The sequence below is a fragment of the Mycobacterium sp. NGS67 genome (assembly GCF_059812185.1).
In genome coordinates, this window is the sequence record NZ_JCALCF010000005.1 from 225,260 (window position 1) to 244,263 (window position 19,004).

Annotated in this window: 19 protein-coding genes; 11 read left to right on the plus strand and 8 right to left on the minus strand. The window is 66.4% G+C overall.

Annotated elements, in window-relative coordinates; translation table 11 throughout:
* Positions 1-24: 24 nt before the first annotated feature.
* Complete coding sequence (locus AC5Y4D_RS06700; protein ID WP_499945144.1) at positions 25-225, plus strand: hypothetical protein; 201 nt, start codon at positions 25-27, stop codon at positions 223-225.
* Between the two features lie 5 nt (positions 226-230).
* Here the strand turns inward: AC5Y4D_RS06700 and AC5Y4D_RS06705 are convergent, their stop codons facing one another.
* Complete coding sequence (locus tag AC5Y4D_RS06705; RefSeq protein ID WP_499945142.1) at positions 231-1,748, minus strand: molybdopterin-dependent oxidoreductase; 1,518 nt, start codon at positions 1,746-1,748, stop codon at positions 231-233.
* Positions 1,749-1,843: 95 nt separating this feature from the next.
* Here AC5Y4D_RS06705 and AC5Y4D_RS06710 point away from each other — a divergent pair, with 95 nt between their 5' ends.
* The gene (locus AC5Y4D_RS06710; RefSeq protein WP_499991155.1) at positions 1,844-2,677 is read left to right on the plus strand and encodes an SDR family oxidoreductase; all 834 of its coding nucleotides are present in this window, start codon (positions 1,844-1,846) and stop codon (positions 2,675-2,677) included.
* Between the two features lie 54 nt (positions 2,678-2,731).
* Here the strand turns inward: AC5Y4D_RS06710 and AC5Y4D_RS06715 are convergent, their stop codons facing one another.
* Positions 2,732-3,403, minus strand: coding sequence for an alpha/beta hydrolase (locus AC5Y4D_RS06715; protein ID WP_499991153.1), 672 nt, complete (start codon positions 3,401-3,403; stop codon positions 2,732-2,734).
* Positions 3,404-3,466: 63 nt separating this feature from the next.
* Between AC5Y4D_RS06715 and cobG the strand changes: the two genes are divergently transcribed.
* The 3 genes from cobG to AC5Y4D_RS06730 are packed head-to-tail and all read left to right on the plus strand — an operon-like array spanning position 3,467 to position 6,672.
* The gene (gene cobG / locus AC5Y4D_RS06720; RefSeq protein ID WP_500036779.1) at positions 3,467-4,558 is read left to right on the plus strand and encodes a precorrin-3B synthase; all 1,092 of its coding nucleotides are present in this window, start codon (positions 3,467-3,469) and stop codon (positions 4,556-4,558) included.
* Between the two features lie 9 nt (positions 4,559-4,567).
* Positions 4,568-5,194, plus strand: a complete 627-nt coding sequence (locus AC5Y4D_RS06725; RefSeq protein ID WP_500036780.1) for a precorrin-8X methylmutase — start codon at positions 4,568-4,570, stop codon at positions 5,192-5,194.
* The gene (locus AC5Y4D_RS06730) at positions 5,191-6,672 is read left to right on the plus strand and encodes a precorrin-2 C(20)-methyltransferase (RefSeq protein WP_500036781.1); all 1,482 of its coding nucleotides are present in this window, start codon (positions 5,191-5,193) and stop codon (positions 6,670-6,672) included. The genes AC5Y4D_RS06725 and AC5Y4D_RS06730 overlap by 4 nt, the downstream gene beginning before the upstream one ends.
* A gap of 74 nt (positions 6,673-6,746) precedes the next feature.
* Here the strand turns inward: AC5Y4D_RS06730 and AC5Y4D_RS06735 are convergent, their stop codons facing one another.
* Genes AC5Y4D_RS06735 through AC5Y4D_RS06750 form a run of 4 tightly spaced genes read right to left on the minus strand, consistent with a single transcriptional unit; the run spans position 6,747 to position 10,133 of the window.
* Positions 6,747-7,466 (minus strand): cobalt-precorrin-6A reductase, encoded by a 720-nt coding sequence (locus AC5Y4D_RS06735; RefSeq protein ID WP_500036782.1) that lies wholly within the window; start codon positions 7,464-7,466, stop codon positions 6,747-6,749.
* A complete protein-coding gene (cobM, locus tag AC5Y4D_RS06740; RefSeq protein WP_500036783.1) occupies positions 7,466-8,221 on the minus strand; it encodes a precorrin-4 C(11)-methyltransferase in 756 nt (251 codons plus the stop codon). Before cobM ends, AC5Y4D_RS06735 begins: the two co-directional genes overlap by 1 nt.
* Positions 8,218-9,387, minus strand: coding sequence for a precorrin-6y C5,15-methyltransferase (decarboxylating) subunit CbiE (cbiE, locus tag AC5Y4D_RS06745; protein WP_500036784.1), 1,170 nt, complete (start codon positions 9,385-9,387; stop codon positions 8,218-8,220). Before cbiE ends, cobM begins: the two co-directional genes overlap by 4 nt.
* Positions 9,384-10,133, minus strand: a complete 750-nt coding sequence (locus AC5Y4D_RS06750) for an SDR family NAD(P)-dependent oxidoreductase (protein ID WP_500036785.1) — start codon at positions 10,131-10,133, stop codon at positions 9,384-9,386. Before AC5Y4D_RS06750 ends, cbiE begins: the two co-directional genes overlap by 4 nt.
* Positions 10,134-10,168: 35 nt before the next feature.
* On the opposite strand from AC5Y4D_RS06750, the gene AC5Y4D_RS06755 reads away from it, so the two are divergent.
* The gene (locus AC5Y4D_RS06755; protein WP_499945123.1) at positions 10,169-10,579 is read left to right on the plus strand and encodes a F420-dependent biliverdin reductase; all 411 of its coding nucleotides are present in this window, start codon (positions 10,169-10,171) and stop codon (positions 10,577-10,579) included.
* An 11-nt stretch (positions 10,580-10,590) separates the two neighbouring features.
* Here the strand turns inward: AC5Y4D_RS06755 and AC5Y4D_RS06760 are convergent, their stop codons facing one another.
* On the minus strand, positions 10,591-12,051 hold the full coding sequence (locus AC5Y4D_RS06760) for a phosphoinositide-specific phospholipase C-related protein (protein ID WP_500036786.1): 1,461 nt from the start codon (positions 12,049-12,051) through the stop codon (positions 10,591-10,593).
* Positions 12,052-12,290: 239 nt separating this feature from the next.
* Between AC5Y4D_RS06760 and AC5Y4D_RS06765 the strand changes: the two genes are divergently transcribed.
* The 4 genes from AC5Y4D_RS06765 (at position 12,291) to AC5Y4D_RS06780 (ending at position 16,725) form a co-directional block, all read left to right on the plus strand.
* Entirely contained in the window at positions 12,291-12,605 is a 315-nt protein-coding gene (locus tag AC5Y4D_RS06765) for a DUF2563 family protein (protein ID WP_500036787.1), read from the plus strand.
* The gene (locus AC5Y4D_RS06770; protein ID WP_500036788.1) at positions 12,587-14,953 is read left to right on the plus strand and encodes a putative alpha/beta hydrolase; all 2,367 of its coding nucleotides are present in this window, start codon (positions 12,587-12,589) and stop codon (positions 14,951-14,953) included. Before AC5Y4D_RS06765 ends, AC5Y4D_RS06770 begins: the two co-directional genes overlap by 19 nt.
* Before the next feature lie 161 nt (positions 14,954-15,114).
* Positions 15,115-16,080, plus strand: a complete 966-nt coding sequence (locus AC5Y4D_RS06775; RefSeq protein WP_500036789.1) for a hypothetical protein — start codon at positions 15,115-15,117, stop codon at positions 16,078-16,080.
* 219 nt (positions 16,081-16,299) lie between these two features.
* On the plus strand, positions 16,300-16,725 hold the full coding sequence (locus AC5Y4D_RS06780; RefSeq protein ID WP_499945116.1) for a hypothetical protein: 426 nt from the start codon (positions 16,300-16,302) through the stop codon (positions 16,723-16,725).
* Positions 16,726-18,047: 1,322 nt separating this feature from the next.
* Here AC5Y4D_RS06780 and AC5Y4D_RS06785 read toward each other — a convergent pair.
* Complete coding sequence (locus AC5Y4D_RS06785) at positions 18,048-18,176, minus strand: hypothetical protein (RefSeq protein WP_500036790.1); 129 nt, start codon at positions 18,174-18,176, stop codon at positions 18,048-18,050.
* Positions 18,177-18,192: 16 nt separating this feature from the next.
* Here AC5Y4D_RS06785 and AC5Y4D_RS06790 point away from each other — a divergent pair, with 16 nt between their 5' ends.
* On the plus strand, positions 18,193-18,993 hold the full coding sequence (locus AC5Y4D_RS06790) for a DUF5631 domain-containing protein (protein ID WP_500036791.1): 801 nt from the start codon (positions 18,193-18,195) through the stop codon (positions 18,991-18,993).
* The last annotated feature ends 11 nt before the right edge of the window (positions 18,994-19,004 follow it).

Genomic DNA, 19,004 nt, shown 5'->3' on the forward strand with positions numbered 1-19,004 from the left:
CGAATCGGCGCGTAGGGTCCAGGCATGAGCAGGGGTTTCGTCGTCATGTTCGCCGTCGGATTGATCGTGGCCCTCTTCGGCCTGATCTGGGCGCTGCAAGGCTTCGGAGTGCTGGGCGGCAGCCCGATGAGCAACACCACGACGTGGTCGGTCATCGGTCCGATCACGGCGTTGATCGGTGTGGTGATCGCGGTCTTCAGTTGGCGGAAACTGTCGTCGAAGTAAGGCTTTCAGGCCACGGTGAAGTTCACCGAGTGCCAGCCGGTGGCGCCGTCGGGGACGGGATCGGCCCGGTCGTCGGTCTGCGCGGCGCCGGTGTTGTCGATGGCTCGCACGGTAATCTGCTGCCGCCCGGGGCTTTTCGCCTGCCACCGGAAGCTCCACAGCCGCCAGGTTTCGTTGGAATAGCTTGCGCCCAGTTCGGCGGACTGCCAATCGCCATCGCCGATGCGGACTTCCACGGCTCGAACACCACGATTCTGCGCCCATGCCACCCCGCCGAACACCGCGGGTCCGATCGGCACCTGCTGACCGCTTCTCGGCACGTCGATGCGCGACTGCGTCTTGATCGGCGCACGCGCTGCCCAGCCATGCCTGGTCCAGTACGCCTTGGCCCTGTCGAAGCGGGTCAGTTCCAGATCGACGACCCACTTGGTGGCCGACACGAAGCCGTAGAGTCCGGGCACCACCAGCCGCGCCGGGTAGCCGTGCTCGACGGGCAGCGGCACCCCGTTGAGGCCGACCGCCAGCAGCGCCTCCCTGCCGTCCGTCACCGCCTCTACCGGCGTACCGGCGGTGAACCCGTCGATGGAGGTGGACAGCACCATGTCGGCGTCCTTGTGCACACCGGCCGCCGCCAGCAGATCGGCCAGCCGGTAGCCCGTCCACAGTCCCGTCGAAATCAGATCTCCGCCAACCGGATTGGATACGCACGTCAGCGTCGTCACGGTATCGACGACGTCAAAGCGTGCGAGATCCTCCAAGCTGTAGGTGGTTTCGTGGTCCACCATGCCGTGGATGCGCAACCTCCAGTCGCCGCGGCTGAGTTGCGGCACCGCGAGCGCCGTGTCGATTCGGTAGAACTCGGCATTGGGAGTGATGAAACTCGGCAGCGCAACACCTTTCGGCTGCACGTCGGGCGGTATCTGCGGTGCCGTGGTGCGCGCTCGCGGCAGGGCGAAGGTCTTGCGGTCAGCGGTCACCGAATGCGCCAACCGCGTGAAGAAGGCTCCGGCGACTCCGCTGACGACTCCAAAGCCCAGCAGTCCGAGCATGACCAGTCTGCGCCGGCCGGCATCAGGTGCATCTTCCGAATCGGACCAGGACCGACGGGCGAGCGCGCGCAGGACCGCCACGCCGCAAGCGGTACCCACGACGGTAGGGATGACGTCCAGCGCCGATCCGCCCTGCCGCGACAACACCGCCGCACAGCCGAGGACGCCGAGCACCACCAGCACCGCGCTGCCCATCGGGCGTCGTCGCGTCTCCAAGGTCCCGGCCAACGCTGCGATCGTGGCAACCACGATCAGCACGACCACCGCCAGGAAGGGCTTGTCCAAGGTGCCGAGGGTCTGTATCGCCCACTCTTTGACAGGGCCGGGCGTCAGGTCGATCACCGCCGAGCCGACCGCGGTGCGGGCGTCGGCCCGTCCGCCGAACGGAATGCAGAGCAGCTGGGCGACACCGAGAGCCACCGCGGCCGAGGCGACCCCGGCGATCATCCGTTCATTCCACGAGGCCGTCGCCATCGCAGCTACTCTACTCGCGACTGGAAAACCTTTGCGGTGCAGCAGGACAGCGGAATCGGGCGCGGTCCGGGTGAGCGGGACCGTACGCTGATGCGATGCACACTGAGTCTCTTGCCGGGAAGGTCGTCGCTGTTACGGGCGGCGCTCGCGGAATCGGTCTGGCCATCGCGACCGCCGCTCAGCGGTCAGGCGCCAAGGTGGCGATCGGAGACATCGACGACGCAGCCGTCACCGAGTCTGGCGACCGGCTGGGGTTGACGGTCTCGCGTCACCTGGACGTCACCGACCGCGCGTCGTTCATCGAATTCCTCGACGCGGTGGAGAACGGGCTGGGGCCGATCGACGTCCTGGTCAACAATGCCGGCGTGATCGCGGTGGGCAGCGCCGTGGAGGAGGACGACGACGTCACCCGCCGGCTGCTCGACGTCAACGTGTTCGGCGTCATCCTCGGCACCAAGCTGGGTGCGCAGCGCATGTTGCCGCGTCGTCGCGGTCACATCGTCAACATCGCGTCGCTGGGTGGTGTGTTACCGGCCGAGGGCATCGCCACCTACTGCGCCACCAAGCACGCGGTGCTCGGCTACACCGACTCCGTCCGGCTGGAGAATCGGGGCAGCGGCGTGCAGTTCTCGTCGATCATGCCGACGCTGACCAACACCGAGATGATCGTCGGCATCGGGCACGCGAAAGGATTCAAGAACGCCGAGCCGGTGGACGTGGCGCAGGCGGTGGTCAGCGTCATCACCAAACCCGAAGCGCGGGTGGTTATTCCGCGGTCGATGGGCATCATGGTGTCGTTGCAGCAGCGGCTGATGCCGCGTCCGCTGGCCGAAGCGATGGGGCGCGTGCTGGGCACCGACCGGGTGTTCACCAGCGACGTGCAGGCCGACAAGCGCCGGGGTTATGCAAAGCGGACCGGGACTTCCTGAGTTTCAGGCACTTCCGGGACAACCCCCAGCCGGCGGCCACGGCGGTCGACTACTTCACTTCAGCGTCGCCGCGATGCGCTCGGCGACTTCCCGTGCCACCAGCTGTGTCTCTTCGCCGTGACCCGGCACGTACCGGTCGGCGGCGGCGTCGTATTCGGCGCCGGCGATCGAGCCGTGATCGGCCGCCAGCTCAGCCAGGTCCACCGGCCATCCGATCCGTTCCAGTGCGGCTGCGAAGTCTCTGCTGGCCGCGACCGGTACGGCATCGTCAGCGACGCCGTGCAGCAACGTGAAAGGCGCGCCGATATGGTCGGACGGCAGCTCCTCGGTCAACACCCGACCGGTGATCGGATCCGGTGCCATGAATGCGCCGGCCAGGCAAACCGTATGTGCGAGAGCAAGATCGCGGCGGGCGCCGTCGAGGGTGAGGCCCGCGGCGGCGGCTCCACCCAGGGACCAGCCCACCAGCACGATGCCCTCGGTGTCGTTGCCGTGTTGACGGGCGAAGTCCAGCGACCGCAACAGATCCGCGCGGCCACCGTCGTCAGCGTGTGAGTTCCAATCCGGGGCGACCACCGCGGCGCCGTGGCCGGCGATCAGGCCGGCCAGCGGGCGGACCGCGGCGCGGGCATCGGTCTGCATGCCGTGCCAGAGCAGCACCAGCGGTTGAGCCGGGTCACCGAACACGTCGGCCAGCCGACCGGGGGCATATTCCTGCGTTCGCACAGACACCGGTGTGCCCGAGAAGTCTGATTCCAAACCGTGCCGCCGAAGTCGTACCGTAGTTGGGTGGCCAGAACCCGCGACTTCGACGCGTGTCCGGGCGCATTGCAGGTGCACCCGGCCGCCGACGGCGCGTTGGTGCGGGTTCGGCTGCCCGGCGGCATCATTACTGCCGAGCAGTTGACCACGTTGGCCCGGCTTTCGGTGGAACACGGCTCGGGCATGTTGGAGTTGACCGCCCGCGGCAATGTGCAGTTGCGGGCGGTCGCCGATGTGGACGCGGTGGCCGACGCGGTCGCCCGAGCCGGGCTGTTGCCGTCGGAAACGCACGAACGGGTCCGCAATATCGTGGCGTCACCGTTGTCCGGTCGGGCCGGCGGTAACGCCGACGTGCGACCGTGGATCGCCGAACTGGACGCGGCGATCTGCGGGGAACCCCGGCTCGCCGGACTGGGTGGCCGGTTCTTGTTCAGCATCGACGACGGCCGTGGTGATGTGTCGGGTCTGCGCGCCGACGTCGGTGTGATGGTCGCCGAGGACGGTCCGGCGCTCCTGGTCGCCGGACGCGACACCGGTATGCGCCTGGATGACATCACCGGCGCGCTGATCGGGCTCGCAGTGCGGTTCGTGGAGATCCGCGGAAAGGCTTGGCGGATAACGGAACTGGATGACTTGGCGGAGCTGCTTCCCGGCGTCGCACTGGGCACTGAGTTCGCACCGGTGACCAAACCGCCGGTGGGCTGGCTGCCCCAGGACGACGGACGGGTCGCGCTCGGCGCGGGGGTCCCTCTCGGGATGCTGCCCGCTCGCATCGCGGAGTTCCTCGGCGCAATCGAGGCGCCGCTGGTGATCACACCGTGGCGGTCGGTGCTGGTGTGCGATCTGAGCGACGACGTGGCCGACACCGCGCTGCGCGTGCTGGCGCCGCTGGGCCTGGTGTTCGACGAGCACTCGCCGTGGCTGAATGTCAGCGCGTGTACCGGCAGCCCGGGTTGTGCGCACTCGCGTGTCGATGTGCGCGCCGACGCGGCAGGGGCGCTGGACGAGACCTGCACCGTGCACCGGCACTTCGTCGGATGCGAACGAGCATGCGGCAGCCCGCCAACCGGGGAGGTGCTGGTCGCCACCGGGACGGGGTATCGGGTACTGAGGTCTTAAAGTGGGCGGGTGCTCGACTACATCCGCGACGGCGCGGAGATCTACCGGCAGTCGTTCGCGACCATCCGCGCCGAAGCCGACCTGACCCGGTTCCCCGGCGACGTCGAGCGGGTGGTGGTGCGGTTGATCCACACCTGCGGGCAGGTCGACGTCGTCGAACACGTGGCGTTTACCGATGATGTCGTGGTCCGCGCCGGCGCCGCGTTGCGCCAGGGCGCCCCAGTGCTGTGCGACTCGTCGATGGTGGCTGCCGGGATCACCAGCGCGCGCCTGCCCGCGGGCAACGAGGTGGTCTCGCTGGTGGCCGACCCACGCGCGCCCGAGCTCGCCGCCCGCCGGCAGACCACTCGATCGGCGGCCGCGGTGGAACTGTGGGCCGAACGAGTGCCTGGCGCCGTCGTCGCCATCGGCAATGCCCCGACCGCGCTGTTCCGGTTGCTCGAACTACTCGACGACGGGGTCCCGCCGCCCGCCGCGGTGCTTGGCGGACCGGTCGGCTTCGTCGGGTCCGCGCAGTCCAAGGAAGAGCTGATCGAAAACCCGCGCGGCATGGCATATCTGGTGGTGCGCGGCCGTCGCGGCGGCAGCGCGATGGCCGCCGCGGCGGTCAATGCGATTGCGACCGAACGCGAATGACCGGCCGGGGCACGCTGTGGGGAGTCGGGCTGGGCCCCGGCGATCCGGAACTGGTGACCGTCAAAGCCGCGCGGGTGATCGGTGACGCCGACGTGGTCGCCTATCACAGCGCGCGGCACGGTCGCAGCATCGCGCGCGGTATCGCAGAGCCCTATCTGCGGCCCGGTCAGATCGAGGAGCACCTGGTCTACCCGGTCACTACCGAGACGACCGATCATCCCGGTGGCTACGCGGGCGCGCTGGAGGATTTCTATGTCGAAGCCACCGAGCGCATCGCCGCGCACCTGGCCGCCGGGCGCAATGTGGCGCTGCTCGCCGAGGGTGACCCGCTGTTCTACAGCTCCTACATGCATCTGCACACCCGGCTCACCGAGCGCTTCGATGCGGTGATCGTGCCCGGTGTGACGTCGGTGAGCGCCGCCTCCGCCGCCGTCGCCACTCCGCTGGTGGCCGGCGACGAGGTGCTGTCGATCCTGCCGGGCACCCTGCCGGTGGCTGAATTGACCCGCCGGCTCGCCGATGCCGACGCGGCGGTGATCCTCAAGCTCGGGCGCTCGTATCGTAATGTGCGGCAGGCACTTTCGGTGGCCGGCCGGCTGGACGACACGTTCTATGTGGAGCGGGCCAGCACGCCCGGGCAACGGGTGCTGCCAGCCGCCGACGTCGACGAGACCAGCGTGCCGTATTTCTCACTAGCCATGCTGCCCGGGGGGCGGCGACGCAATGGCGCCTCCGCCGCCACCGGTTCGGTGGCCGTGGTGGGTCTAGGCCCGGGCGGCTCCGATTGGATGACACCGCAGAGCCGGCGCGAACTGGCCGCGGCGACCGATCTGATCGGCTACGGCAACTACCTGGATCGGGTGCCGGTGCGCGAGGGACAGCGCCGCCATCCCAGCGACAACACCGACGAACCCGGGCGGGCCCAACTGGCCTGTTCGCTGGCCGAGCAGGGGCACTCGGTGGCGGTGGTGTCCTCGGGGGATCCGGGGGTGTTCGCGATGGCCACCGCCGTGTTGGAGGAGGCCGAGCAGTGGCCCGGCGTGCAGGTCCGGGTGATTCCGGCGATGACGGCAGCGCAGGCGGTCGCCAGCCGCGTCGGGGCTCCCCTGGGCCATGACTACGCGGTGATCTCGCTGTCGGACCGGCTCAAGCCGTGGGACGTGATCGCCGCGCGCCTGCGGGCCGCCGCCGCGGCCGACCTGGTGCTGGCCATCTACAACCCGGCGTCGAAGTCGCGGACCTGGCAGGTCGGCGCGATGCGCGATCTGTTGCTCGAGCATCGCGAACCTTGCACGCCGGTGGTGATCGGCCGCAACGTGGCCGGCCCCGACGAAACGGTGCGGGTGGTCCGGCTGGCCGACCTGAACCCCGACGAGGTGGACATGCGCTGCCTGCTGATCATCGGGTCGTCGCAAACCCGTTGGCAGACAACAGATTCAGGTGATCGGGTTTTCACGCTGCGACGGTATCCCGGCTAACTGCGGACCCCTCGCGAGCAGACGCAAAAACACCTCATTTCAGCATGAAATGGGGGTTTTTGCGTCTGCTCGCGCTACCGGAGCGCCGCCACCCAGTGCTCGGCCTCCTCGACGGTGCCGACGGTGTTCACTCCGTCGGGCAGGCGCGGACGCGCCACCATCACCACCGGGATGCCGAGTGCGGCAGCCGCATCCAGTTTGGGACGGGTCATGTCCCCGCCACTGTTCTTGGTCACCAGCGCGTCGATGCGGTGCTCGGTCATCAGCGCGAGCTCGCCGTCGTACTCATACGGGCCGCGGGAGAGCAGCAGTCGATGCCGGGACGGCAACACGTCGGGAGCGGTGACCACCCGCACCAGAAACCATGCGTCGCTGTCGGCGAACGCCCGGACAGCCGACCGGCCGCTGGTCAGGAATACCCGCGAATAGCGTTGCCGTGCAACAACCTCCGCCGCCTCGGTGTCGGATGTCACGACCGTGGCGGCGCCGGGGTCCCACGCCGGGCGGGCCAGCACCAACATGGGTATCCCCAAATCGCCGCACGCTCGCGCGGCATGCGCGGTCATGGTGGCCGCGAACGGATGGGTGGCGTCGACGACGGCGTCGATGTGTGCGTCGTGCAGGAAGCTTCGCAGCCCGTCCACCCCGCCGAAACCACCGATGCGTACCCGGCCGACCGGCAACGCGGGATCAGGCACCCGGCCGGCCAGCGAGCTGACGAGGTCGACCCGCGGGTGCAGTCTTGTGGCCAGCGCGCGCCCTTCAGCGGTGCCGCCGAGCAGCAGCACGCGCATCAATGCGGTCCCAGGCTGCGTCGCGCCGCCGAGTACAGATAGCTGTCGGTGAACCCTTCGGCGGCCAACACATCGCCGATCAGGATGACCGCGGTCTTGGTGATGTTCGCTCTATGCATCTGTGCGGCGATGTCGGTTAGCGTGCCGCGCAGCACGGTCTGTTGCGGCCAGCTTGCGAAAGCCACGACAGCGACCGGGGTTTCGGGGCGGTAACCGCCGTCGAGCAGCTGCGGCACCACCGCGTCGATCTGCGCGGCGGCCAGATACAGGACCAGGGTGGCACCGGGGCGGCTCAGGGCGGTCAGGTCTTCGCCGGGCGGCATGGCGGTCGACAGCGTCGAGACTCTGGTCAACGTGACCGTTTGGGCCACACCCGGCACGGTGAGCTCACGCTTGATGGCGGCGGCGGCTGCGGCGAAAGCGGTTACCCCTGGCACGATTTCGTAGCCGATGCCCCGGGCGTCCAGTTGTCGGCACTGCTCGGCCAGCGCGCTGTAGAGCGACGGGTCGCCGGAGTGCAGTCTGGCCACGTCGTGGCCCGCGGCGTCGGCGGCCGCGAGTTCGCCGACGATCTGATCCAGCGTCAGCGGGCCGGTGTCGACGACTTTCGCGTCCGGCCGACATTGCGACAGCAGGTCTGTCGGCATGATCGAGCCGGCGTACAGGCACACCGGACAGCGTTGCAGGAGCCGTTGACCGCGCACGGTGATCAGGTCCGCGGCGCCGGGCCCGGCACCGATGAAATACACCGTCATTTCGTCACAACCCACTGCGTGACGGGCAGCTGCGGGCGCCACCCGGCGAACCCGCCCAGCGGTTCGGCTCGGTAGTGCTGAAATCGCTGCAGACCCCCGGCGTGGCGGGAATACGCTTGCGCCAGTAGCGCTTCGGATTCCACGGTGACCGCGTTCGCTACCAGCCGACCGCCGTGCGGCAGGTGATCCAGGCAGGCGTCGAGCAGACCGGGCTGGGTGAGGCCACCGCCGACGAAGATCGCCGACGGCCTCGGGGCACCGTCGAACGCATCCGGTGCGGCGCCGCGGATTTCGATATGCACACCGTGGGCCGCGGCGTTGGTGCCGATATTGCGGCGCCGCTGGTCATCACGTTCGAAGACGACCGCGGTGCAACCGTGGCCGGCTTGGCACCATTGCACCGCGATGCTGCCCGAACCGGCGCCCACATCCCATAACCGCTGTCCCGGCCGGGGGGCCAACGCCGCGAGGGTGACCGCCCTGATGCCGTGTTTGGTGATCTGGCCGTCATGGGCGAAGGCGTTGTCGGGCAACGAGAACACGCGCTCGTCGGGCAGGTACCGAACGGCGATCACATTCAGGTCCTCGACATCGACAGGGGTGTTCTCAGCCCACCCCCGCGCGGTGTCGTCGCGGCGTCGTTCGCGCGGGCTGCCGAGTTCCTCGAGCACGGTGAACTGCGAGTCGCCGCGGCCGTGGTCGGTGAGCAGCGCGGCCAGTGATGTCGGGGTTCTCCCGTTGCCCGACAACACGATTGCCTGTCCCCCGCGCCGCACCGCGGTGTGCGGCTGCGCCGTCACCAGGCTGATCACCTCCGTCTCATGGACGTTCCACCCCATCCGCGCGCATGCCAGCGTCACCGACGAGACATGTGGCAGCACCCGCACTTTGTCCGGGCCGAACAACCGGATCAGCGTGCCGCCGATGCCGAACAGCAGTGGGTCGCCGCTGGCCAGGACGTGGATGTCGGATTGGCCGACGGGCAGGTCTTGCAAGGCCGGCAACAGCGGGGACGGCCACTCCTTCCGGGTCGCTTGGACGGTGTCGTCGAGCAGGCCGAGTTGGCGTGAGGATCCGTAAACGACTGTGGCGTTGCGTAATTCGCGGCGCGAAGCATCCGAGATCCCGGCCATGCCGTCGGCGCCGAGACCGACCACGGTGATCATCGCGGCATCCGCCGCCACACGAATTGCGGCAGCAGCTTGAGCCCGAAGAACATCGGCCGCAACGCCCAGGGAATCCACACGGTGCGTCGGCCCTTGCGCAAGGCTCTGGCCGTGGCCGCAGCGACCTGTTCGGGGGTGCTGGACAACGGCGCCGGTGCCATCCCCTCCGTCATTCGTCCGATGACAAAGCCCGGCCGTGAGATCAGCAACCGCACGCCGCTGCCGTGCAGGGCGTCGGCCAATCCGCTGGCGAAGCCGTCCAGACCGGCCTTGGCCGAACCGTAGACGTAGTTGGCCCGACGCACCCGCACCCCGGCCACCGAGGAGAACACCACCATGTCTCCCCTTCGGGCCTGGCGCATGACGGCCGCCAAATGGGTGAGCAGGCTGACCTGCGCGACGTAGTCGGTGTGCACGATGTCCACGGCGTGCGCGGCGTCGGTTTCAGCTCGGGTCTGGTCGCCCAGGATTCCGAAGGCCAGGACCGCGGTGCCGATGGGACCGTGATCGGCGACGATCGACTCGACGAGGGGGCCATGTGCGGTGACGTCGTCGGCGTCGAACTCTCTGGTGTGCACCGCCGCGGCGCCGGCCGCTCGTAGCGCGGCGACTTCGTCAGCGAGCCGGTCGGCGTTGCGCGCCAGCAGTACCACCGACGTCCCGGGAGCCAGGCGACGCGCGAGTTCGATGCCGATCTCGCTGCGCCCGCCGAAAATTACCACCGGACCCGTGCCCGTGTCGTCCACGGCTGTGATTATTGCCTGCGCTAGCGTGGAGGGCGATGGCCAAGACCACGACCCGCCTCACCGACGACGCGCTGGCGTTTCTCACCGAACGCCATCTGGCCATGTTGACCACGCTGCGAGCCGACAACTCGCCGCATGTGGTGGCGGTGGGATTCACCTTCGACCCCAAGACTCACATCGCACGGGTGATCACCACCGGCGGGTCACAAAAGGCCGTCAACGCCGAACGCGGCGGCATAGCCGTGCTGAGCCAGGTCGACGGTGCCCGCTGGCTGTCACTGGAGGGGCGCTCCATCGTGAACAAAGACGTCGACGCCATCCGCGACGCCGAGTTGCGCTACGCCCAGCGCTACCGCACCCCGCGGGCCAACCCGCGCCGGGTGGTCATCGAGGTCCAGATCGAGCGGGTGCTGGGCTCGTCGGAACTGTTGGACCGCGTCGAATAGCTCTCGTCGGCCTACGGCGTGAGGGTGTACTGCACCCACGCGCCGCCGGCCGGTCCCGCCACCGCATGCAGCAGAAAGTTCTGCACCCCGGTTCGTGGCAGTCCGAAGGTCAATCCCGTGGCCGTGCACGCGGCCGGAGCTGCCGCAAACGCGACGGGCGCCGTCACCGTCCAGGCACCCGACCCGGCCTGGCAGGCCGCGGGATGCGATTCCCCGCACGAGGTGGCCATCCACCGGCCATCGGCCCCCTGCAGCGTGCAGGTTCCTACGCTCGCGCGCGGCTCGTCGGGCGCCCAACTCCACAACGTGCCCTGAATACGTCCGTCTTCGGGCAGCAACTGGTCGAAGCCGAACAGGTTGACGCCGCAGTTGGTCATCGACTGCGTTTTGGCCGGGGTGAGCGCCTCCGGATTGTTGGGCGGCATGGTCGGGTTGACCAACGCAGAGACGAACGTCGAGTCCTCGAAATAGCGGACGATGTTGGTGGCATAGACGGGCGGGCCGTAGGTGCCGTCGCAAGCCGGGTAGGGCTGGTACTGGGACGTCTTGCCGCCGTCCACCTCTTCGCCTTGCCAGTTGAAAACAGCGTTGCCGAGCGCTGGCGCACAAGGGCTGCCGCTGACCAGCACCACCTGGGCGCCGGCGGTGCGGACGTCGTTGCGTGAGACGGTTCTGGGAAGCGGCGCACAACCGTTGAGGCCGATGTCGGCGGGGTTCGGCGGGTAGATCAGGCTGGTTCCGTCGGGACGGCGCAGCTGAGTTTGCAGGGTGCTCAGCGCCGATGTGTACGCCATGGGATTTCGCAACTGGTCCTCGACGAGAATCAGGACGACTTCGTTGGGGTTGGCGTTCAACCACGCCGCGATGCTGGGCAGCACCTGGTTCAGCAGCGGTTCGGTGGTGCAACCCAGGTTGGCCTGAGCTGCCGAAAGACCGTGGCAGACAGCGACACCGCGGCCGCCGAGCTGGCCGATCTGCGGCACGTAATGCAGATCCAATTCGATGGCTCGGACGTCGATATCGAGTTGCTGGGGCATCGACAGCTGCTGGTTGGAGTCGGCGTGGGAGGGGGTGAACTCGTTGGCGAGGCTGTTGAACGAGTTGTGGGTGCCGATCCACTGGGCGTTCGCGAACGGCACCGGGTCGCCGAGCGCGTACTGGAATCGGGCGGTGCGGTGTACCCATGACTGCAGATAGGCGACGGTCGCCGCTTGAGTCACTTTGTGCGCCAACGGAACCCGGCACAGGTTGTCCGGGATCCCGACCCTGCGGCATTCGGCGGCGACCGCGTCGGCGAGTTTGCCGGTCCCCACGCACGGGAAGGCGACCGGGCTGATGGCGTTGCACGGCGCGGTCGGCGACGGAGGGTTCGGAAGCTCGTTGACGTCGGCGGTCACCGGTGCGGCGTTGGCCCACGTCAGTGTCAGCGCACTCATGACGACCGCACACTTCAGCCACGGGGCGCTAAGCATGCGCGCAACCTTGGCACGGCGGTACTACCGGTTCGGGAAACGTTGTCGAGTTGGTTGAGTGTTGCAATCACGTCGTAACTACCGCGGCCACAGCCTCCGTTGGCACTTCTGCTTCGTTGGCGTTTGGCCGGTTTTCCCGGTTCACCGCCTACGCGCGGCAACGGTGAATTGCCGGGGTCCCGGCCGGACAATAGCCTCGGTTGTTGCTCGGTCCTATCGGTAGGCGGAGGGAGCCACAAGTGTTCGTCGACAACGCAAGATTGCGTTCAGGCGGCAGCGAATCGCACGGTGCTGGTGAGCACACCCACGAGGCCGTCAAACATCTTGCGCAAGCGATGTTTTCGTCACAGATGTTCGGTGACTATGCCGCAGCCTCCGCATTTCACGATATGGCGACGGCGGCACGCGACCGGCATCAGCGAAGTTTGTCGACTCACCGGACGAGCCTGGTCGCGATCGGTGACCACGCAGATATCGCGGCGCAGCGCTTCGCAGACATGGACGCCGACAACGCAACCCGGATTCGGGCGGTGCGGTGCACCTCCGCTATCTGAACGTCGCGCAGCTGATCGATCGCGCCGGTGGTGATCCATGGATCATTGACCAGAGCTTGCAGCGCGGACGCCCGGCGCAGATCGCAAGTCTGGCACAGGCTTTTCATGACGCGGGTCAGTCGACCAGCGACGCCGAGGCGGCGTTCGCCGAAGCCCGCCGCCAGTTCGAGGCGGCTTGGAACCGGGAGAACGGTGAGCACCCGATCAACGACTCGGCCGAAGTCCGACGCACCACTGAATCCTTGGGAGTGCAAGCGGCACAACTTCCCAAGATCGCAGTGGCTCTGGAACGTGTCGCGGCGGCTTTGGCCGACGCGCAACGCGCGTCCCGTAGTCAAATCACGTCGCTGGAACGCGAACTCGAAGACATCGACCGCCAAATCGGGGAAGCTTACGCGCTCGCGGACAAAGGCCTCCTGTCCTGGGCCTACGAATGGGAACTTGAGCGAGAAGTTGAAAGCCTCGAACAGCAGGCCGCCCATTGCCTGGCCAGGGTACTGCACGTAGTCAATTGGGTCAGGGACACGTATTCCGCTGTGCTGCAACGCTTATCTGGAACAATGCGCTTCGAATTTGGCTATGACGCGGCACCGTTGGGCGCTTTGGACGGATACGAATTCGAGACGCCCTACCAGGCCGAACGCGACGTGCACGATGCCCTCGCCGGTGATCGGCAGGCGGCTTCGCGGGTCAACGACATGTTGAACTCGATCACCGACGAACAGCGTGCCGGCAAGCAACCATTGACGCCCGAACAGGCTGCAGTGCTGAGTCAGTTGCAGGCTCAGCAGCACGGGATGTCGATCGCCGCAGTGGAAACTGCCCAGGGTCGACTCGGTGACCAGGGGCAGCTGATCGCCAACTCGTGGCAATTGATGAGCAATCCCGCGATCGCGTTTCCGCGCACCGAACTCAAACCCGGGGCCACGCAGGGAACCGAGATGGTCAACGGTGGTGCGGCACAACTGCCGGACACCTTGCGGCGCGCACTGGATTCCCCCGGGATTCTGTATGCGACTGATCTGCAGGCGATTTCGCGGTTGGTCAAGGGCGGCAATCAGGCTCTGCAAACCAACACAGAGCTGGATCGAGGAATGATGCGCAAGGCATCAGCGATCATGGGCGCACCGATCTGGTCACATGACCGCGCCAGCAACGGCGAGAACTTCGGGCGCGACCCTTATCTCGACCCGTTAGTCGCCGGTATGTTCGCGGCGGTGTCGCCGGATCACCAGGTTGTGCACGATGCGTTGACTGGTAGAGGGGGTGACGAGTTCCTGGGACGCGTTACCCACCACTTCTGGTCTGACAACGGCAAAGGTGTTGCTTCGCTGTTCAATTGGGCAGAGGCCGCCGCGCATGGCCCGGAAGCGCGGCTCGCCGGCGAAACAGCTCACGCCGTCGCCACTTATATCGGGAGTCACGAACAGGAACTTCTCCATCTCCCCGGCCATCACACCCTCGGTGATGTGAATCCGCATCTGGTTGGGGGCATGGCACATGGACTGGCGCCCTACATCGGCAATATCGCTCACACGCCGGGCGGCCTGACGGAATTCGGCGAAGCCCCCGACAACATGGGTGCGGCCGAGTCCGGAACGATGCCGATGGCCAAGGGAATATTCTCCGTGCTCAGCACTGAGCGTGCGGCTTCCGATTACTTCAACGGGATCGCCGCGAACCAGGCTCTGGTCGCCGAAAATGCTTATGTCAGCGAGCTGTTGAGCCATGCGCCGAACATGAACAGCTACAACGCCAACCTGGGCCATGCCATGACCCTGCGTGGGTTGATTGATTCGGGAATCCACAACGCGGTACAGGCGCGCGCCGACAATGAGCATGTTGTCGAGGATGCCGCACTGCGCAGCGAATATGACCAAAGAAAAACGGCGTATGAGGCTGGGGTCAAGATCGCCAGCTCGGGAATAGGCCTGATACCTAAGGTCGGTGTGATCACCGGCGCTGCAATAAGCGTGTACGGCACCCTCGTTGAGAACGACATCCTCGGACCTGCTCCCACAGCAACCGTTCTTACCGACCACGCCGTGCCGCCGATGTCCATCGGCAGAGCTGACCGCGAAATCCTCGACGCTGTACTCGCTTCCAGACATCCCATCTCCCTTCCGGATGCGTACCTGGTTAACGGCCATGTCGGGACCCCGGAAGAAGTGGCAAGGCTTATCAGCGGTCTGACACCGGACGAATACGACCACGTGCTCAGCCAGGCGGTGACTGATCTGTTCGCACAGAACTTCGAGGCAGGGGCGAACCAGCCCGTCATCATCGACCAGCACATGATGCAGCGCTACAACCTGATCGTTGCGGACCCCGACCCGGCGAGGAAATAGCAACGTCCTACCTGGCCTGGGTGTTGCGGCGGTACTGAATAACCGAGATGTCGAATTGGCGCTAGCATCACCGAATGCCGTGACCCTGCGGACGGTAAGTATCGAGGCGTGTGCTGGAGGCTCACAGCTTCAGGTACGGCAGCAACGCTTGGAAGGACATGATGAGCGGGGACGACCAGCTACGAATCATCCTCGATCAGCTTTCACAGCTGCTGGGGATACCTCCGCCGCCGATGATCACCCCTGACCAGTTGGCGACAGGGAGTTCTCAGATCAGTCAACTGCTGCGGGCGTTGGGTGCTGCGGCCAACGCGGGTGATGCCGGGGACAACAGCGAGGCCCAGGCCGGCCACGACGAACGGGAGGCGAAAACGTCGGATGCGCTGGCCAAGTTCCCGGCCAACGAGGAACAGGCCGCGGCGCAATTGGCCGGCGTCGGCGGTCAAGGTGAGATGTCTCAGATGTTGCAGCAGATGCCGCAGATGGTGTCGGGCATGGCCGGGGGGATTGCCGGCGCACTCGGGGGTCTGCTGCAACCGCTGAGCCAGATTCCTTCCCAGCTCGCGCAGGCCGGGCAGCAGGCGATGCAGGCCGGGATGGGGATGATGCAGCAGAGCGCGGGCGGGGGTATGGGCGAACCCGCGGACCTGGTCGACGCCGAGGAACTCAGTGGCGGTGGTGGCGGGTTCTCCGGAGGCGGCGGTGGCGTCAGCGGTGGTGGAGGTGGCGGCGGTGCGGGCATCGAGGGAACCACACCAACGGCGATGCTCGGACCGCCACCGACGCCCTCGGCCGGAACCGTGCCCGCCTCATCGCAGGCTGTCTCATCTGCCGCGCCCGCGCCGGCGGAACCTGCGGCGCCCCAACGAGGTGCGATGGGGGCTATGCCGATGATGCCGCCGGGGGCCATGCACGGCGCCGCGGGTAGCAACAATGAAGCCAAGCCCGATACCAAACGCATCGTCGGTCCGACGGTGAAGAACGGTGCTCCCGTGCAGGGGCGCATCACCACACCACCGCCCGCGCCCGCGGTGGTCAAACATGTCGAGGGCAAGCCGGTGGCGACGCGGCGCATTCTGTTGCCGGACGACAAGCGCGGTGACGAGGGCGTCGGCCCCGGCCGATAACGCTGTCGCCGAGCAAACGCACGTTGTGGTTCTCGTATCCAGGTCAGCGTGCTTGTACGGCGGTGGTGGCAAAGTGTGACTGGCGAAATTCCGGATGAACGATACGATCCTCGCGTGTCGAATGTGTCTGTGCCGCAGCCAGCTCCGTGGCCGCCCGTGGCGCCTCCGCCCCGGCGGCCGTCGCGGTGGCTCGCGCTGGTGTCGTTAGGGATTGCGTTGGTGGCAGTCGGCGTCGCCGTTGCGGCCTGGCTTCGTCCGGTACTCAAATATGAGCCTCCGGCTCCTCCGACGTATTCGAGTCAGCAGGTGGCGGATGCGAAGGCGAAAGTGTGCGCTGCGTTTGGACAAGTGAGCAGAGCCATCAGGACAACCAGTGCACGCGACAAGGGTACCGACTACACAACACAGCTTGCCTCGGCGGTGAACGCGCGCCAAGCGCTAGTTGCGGGAAGCAATTATTTGTTGATTACGCTCGATGATCAGCCAGCAACTGCGCCCGAGCTAGCAAAACAAGTTCGCCTTCTTGCAAATTCCTATCAGTTGCTTACGCTCAAACTCCTTGCAGACGAGTCAGACAATGAGATCAGCGGCGCAGTTCAGTCAGGCGACGAATCGAGTCGGACACTAGAAGACATATGCCGATGAGCAGCTTTTCGGTGGATAAACATGACTGACTTACCGCCCGGCAAGTGGTCTGCCATTTTGGTTGGTGATCAATGGCCGGATGTTGGAGATTTGATGACACTCCAGCAGAACAAATTGAATCGTGAACGAATCCAGACTGGCTATGCTACCTTCACCGATCTTCTCCGTAGTGCGGAATCCGGCCCTCTCGCTCCGCAACTTGGTCTCACAGCCGACGAGCTGCGCAATGCATTTCGCCGCAGTCGAGACCAGGCGCAACGCGTCGCTGAAAAGAATGCCGCTAAACAGACTGCATACTCGAATGCCTTCAATAGCGTAATGAGCCTTCGGCAAGACCTGGCAAGTATAGCCGCCGAAGGGAACAAAATATTAGAGCAAATTGAGGGTTCGAAGGAACCCACAGCAACAAAAACCGCGCATATTATTGCAGTTATTAATGAATACCGATTGCTGGCGAACTCAGCAGCGGCTAAGTATGGCGGCAACGTGTTAGACGCCATACAACTAGTACTCGACGCCGAAGGATCCGGGCAGTCAGCACGTCAATTTGCGGAGGGATGTGGCCTTAACTCTCGGGAGATGTTCCGGGAACCGACTGATCGACCAGACTTAGAGCCGCGAGTCAACGACCTACTGAAAAATCCGTCGGCGTCGATTGCTCCGCCGTCGGCGTTCAGAAATCCGCCATTGCCGCCTGAAGCGCTAGACCGCGCAGCACCAAGTCCCTTAGCCGCCATCGCGGCATCCGGGCATCTACCCCAACCACCCGGCGCCCAACCGGTCGGCACTCCGGCACCGGTCACGGGTCCTCGCTCGCTCTCGAGTCTGGCCGCAGCAGGACTGAACCCGTCTCCGTCGAGCAGTCAAGGAATTCAGGCTCGACAATTTTCAGCAGCGCCCTTGCCGCCGGTCGTACCGGTATCGACTGCCCTACCGCCGGGGGCGTCAGGCGCGTGGACCCCCAAGGCGGCGCCCCCACCAATGTCTTCTGCACCCACCTCTCTTGGGCTTTCTTCCGTCTCCCCGTCCGAACTCGCCCAAAGCTTCAACAAGGGCCTCGAGTCCGGCACTCCTCTATCCGCGACTGCCCATGCCGTCCCATCAACACCAACGGTGTCTGCGGAGTCGCATCTTAGCCACGCCGCCGCATCGACGACTCCGGCAGCGGTGCCTGCCGCGCAAACCCATGTGCCAGTGGTCGATTCGCCGCCACCGGCTCACCACGCCGCGGCCCCGGAAGCTTCGCCGCCTCCGCAGATAGTCGCGGCCGCGCCTGCGGTGGCGCCGGCGGTCACACCGCAACCCGTCGGCCCACTCCCCTCTTACGGCGCTGACCTGAGGCCACCGGTTTCGACGACCATCGCACCGCCGCCACCTCCCAGTCCGCCCACAGCCGTGTCGGCGGCTCCGACATCGGCGCCGGTGAATCCCTCGGCCGGCCAACCGGGCACGGGCCAGCCTGCGGTGGTGCGCCAGACCAGCGCCGCCAACGCCGCATCCGCACCACCTCCGTCGGGCACGGCAGTCGCGGCCCACGCCGTCGCCGCCACGGCGGCCGGAGCCGTCGTCGGCGCCGCATCAGCCGATGCCACCGCGCAAGCACGACTACAGCGCCTGGTCAACGCGGTCGCCCGTCAGCAACCCCTCCTTGCGTGGGCGGCCGGCGACTGCGCGGATCAAACCACCGTGCTGACAACGGATTTGGCGAGCGGCTGGATCCCTCCGGGCATTGAGCTGCCGTCCGCGGTGACCCTGCTGGCGCCAGCCCGACGCCGCGGCAACCTGGAAGCCTTGCTGGGCGATGTCACGCTCGCCGCCAGCTACACGCCAATTCATCACGTCGCCGACGACGACGAGCCACCTGCGATGTCGCCGCGACCACGATCCGCGCCTGAGGTCAACGAACTCGGCTGGGAACTCTGTCAGGCCACCCAGTGGCGAGACGGCCTCCCGCGACTGGCGCACACACTCGCGAAGGCAGTGACGGCGGGTACCGGGGTGCTGGACTCCGAAATCGACCTGCTGCGCCAGCATTTGAAGACGGTCAGCACTCAAGTCCTCGACAGCTACCCCGACGCCGTCGACCCACAGCACATCGGTAACTGGCAGCTGCTGGCTGCCATCGATGCGCTCATCGGCGGGGAAAAGGCCGTCGCCAACTATCACCTGGCTTGGTTCCTGACGGCACACCCGACAACGGTCCCGATTAAGCGGAGTCACAACTTGTCGCTGATAGCCGGTCAATCGAAAAACAAGTCCGGACAGTGACAGATGTGACA

Bases quoted from the DNA above. Each gene is read 5' to 3' on its own strand.
- AC5Y4D_RS06700 (WP_499945144.1), top strand. From the start codon at position 25: ATGAGCAGGGGTTTCGTCGTCATGTTCGCCGTCGGATTGATCGTGGCC.
- AC5Y4D_RS06705 (WP_499945142.1), bottom strand. From the start codon at position 1,748: ATGGCGACGGCCTCGTGGAATGAACGGATGATCGCCGGGGTCGCCTCG.
- AC5Y4D_RS06710 (WP_499991155.1), top strand. From the start codon at position 1,844: ATGCACACTGAGTCTCTTGCCGGGAAGGTCGTCGCTGTTACGGGCGGC.
- AC5Y4D_RS06730 (WP_500036781.1), top strand. From the start codon at position 5,191: ATGACCGGCCGGGGCACGCTGTGGGGAGTCGGGCTGGGCCCCGGCGAT.
- AC5Y4D_RS06735 (WP_500036782.1), bottom strand. From the start codon at position 7,466: ATGCGCGTGCTGCTGCTCGGCGGCACCGCTGAAGGGCGCGCGCTGGCC.
- cobM (WP_500036783.1), bottom strand. From the start codon at position 8,221: ATGACGGTGTATTTCATCGGTGCCGGGCCCGGCGCCGCGGACCTGATC.
- cbiE (WP_500036784.1), bottom strand. From the start codon at position 9,387: ATGATCACCGTGGTCGGTCTCGGCGCCGACGGCATGGCCGGGATCTCG.
- AC5Y4D_RS06755 (WP_499945123.1), top strand. From the start codon at position 10,169: ATGGCCAAGACCACGACCCGCCTCACCGACGACGCGCTGGCGTTTCTC.
- AC5Y4D_RS06760 (WP_500036786.1), bottom strand. From the start codon at position 12,051: ATGCTTAGCGCCCCGTGGCTGAAGTGTGCGGTCGTCATGAGTGCGCTG.
- AC5Y4D_RS06775 (WP_500036789.1), top strand. From the start codon at position 15,115: ATGAGCGGGGACGACCAGCTACGAATCATCCTCGATCAGCTTTCACAG.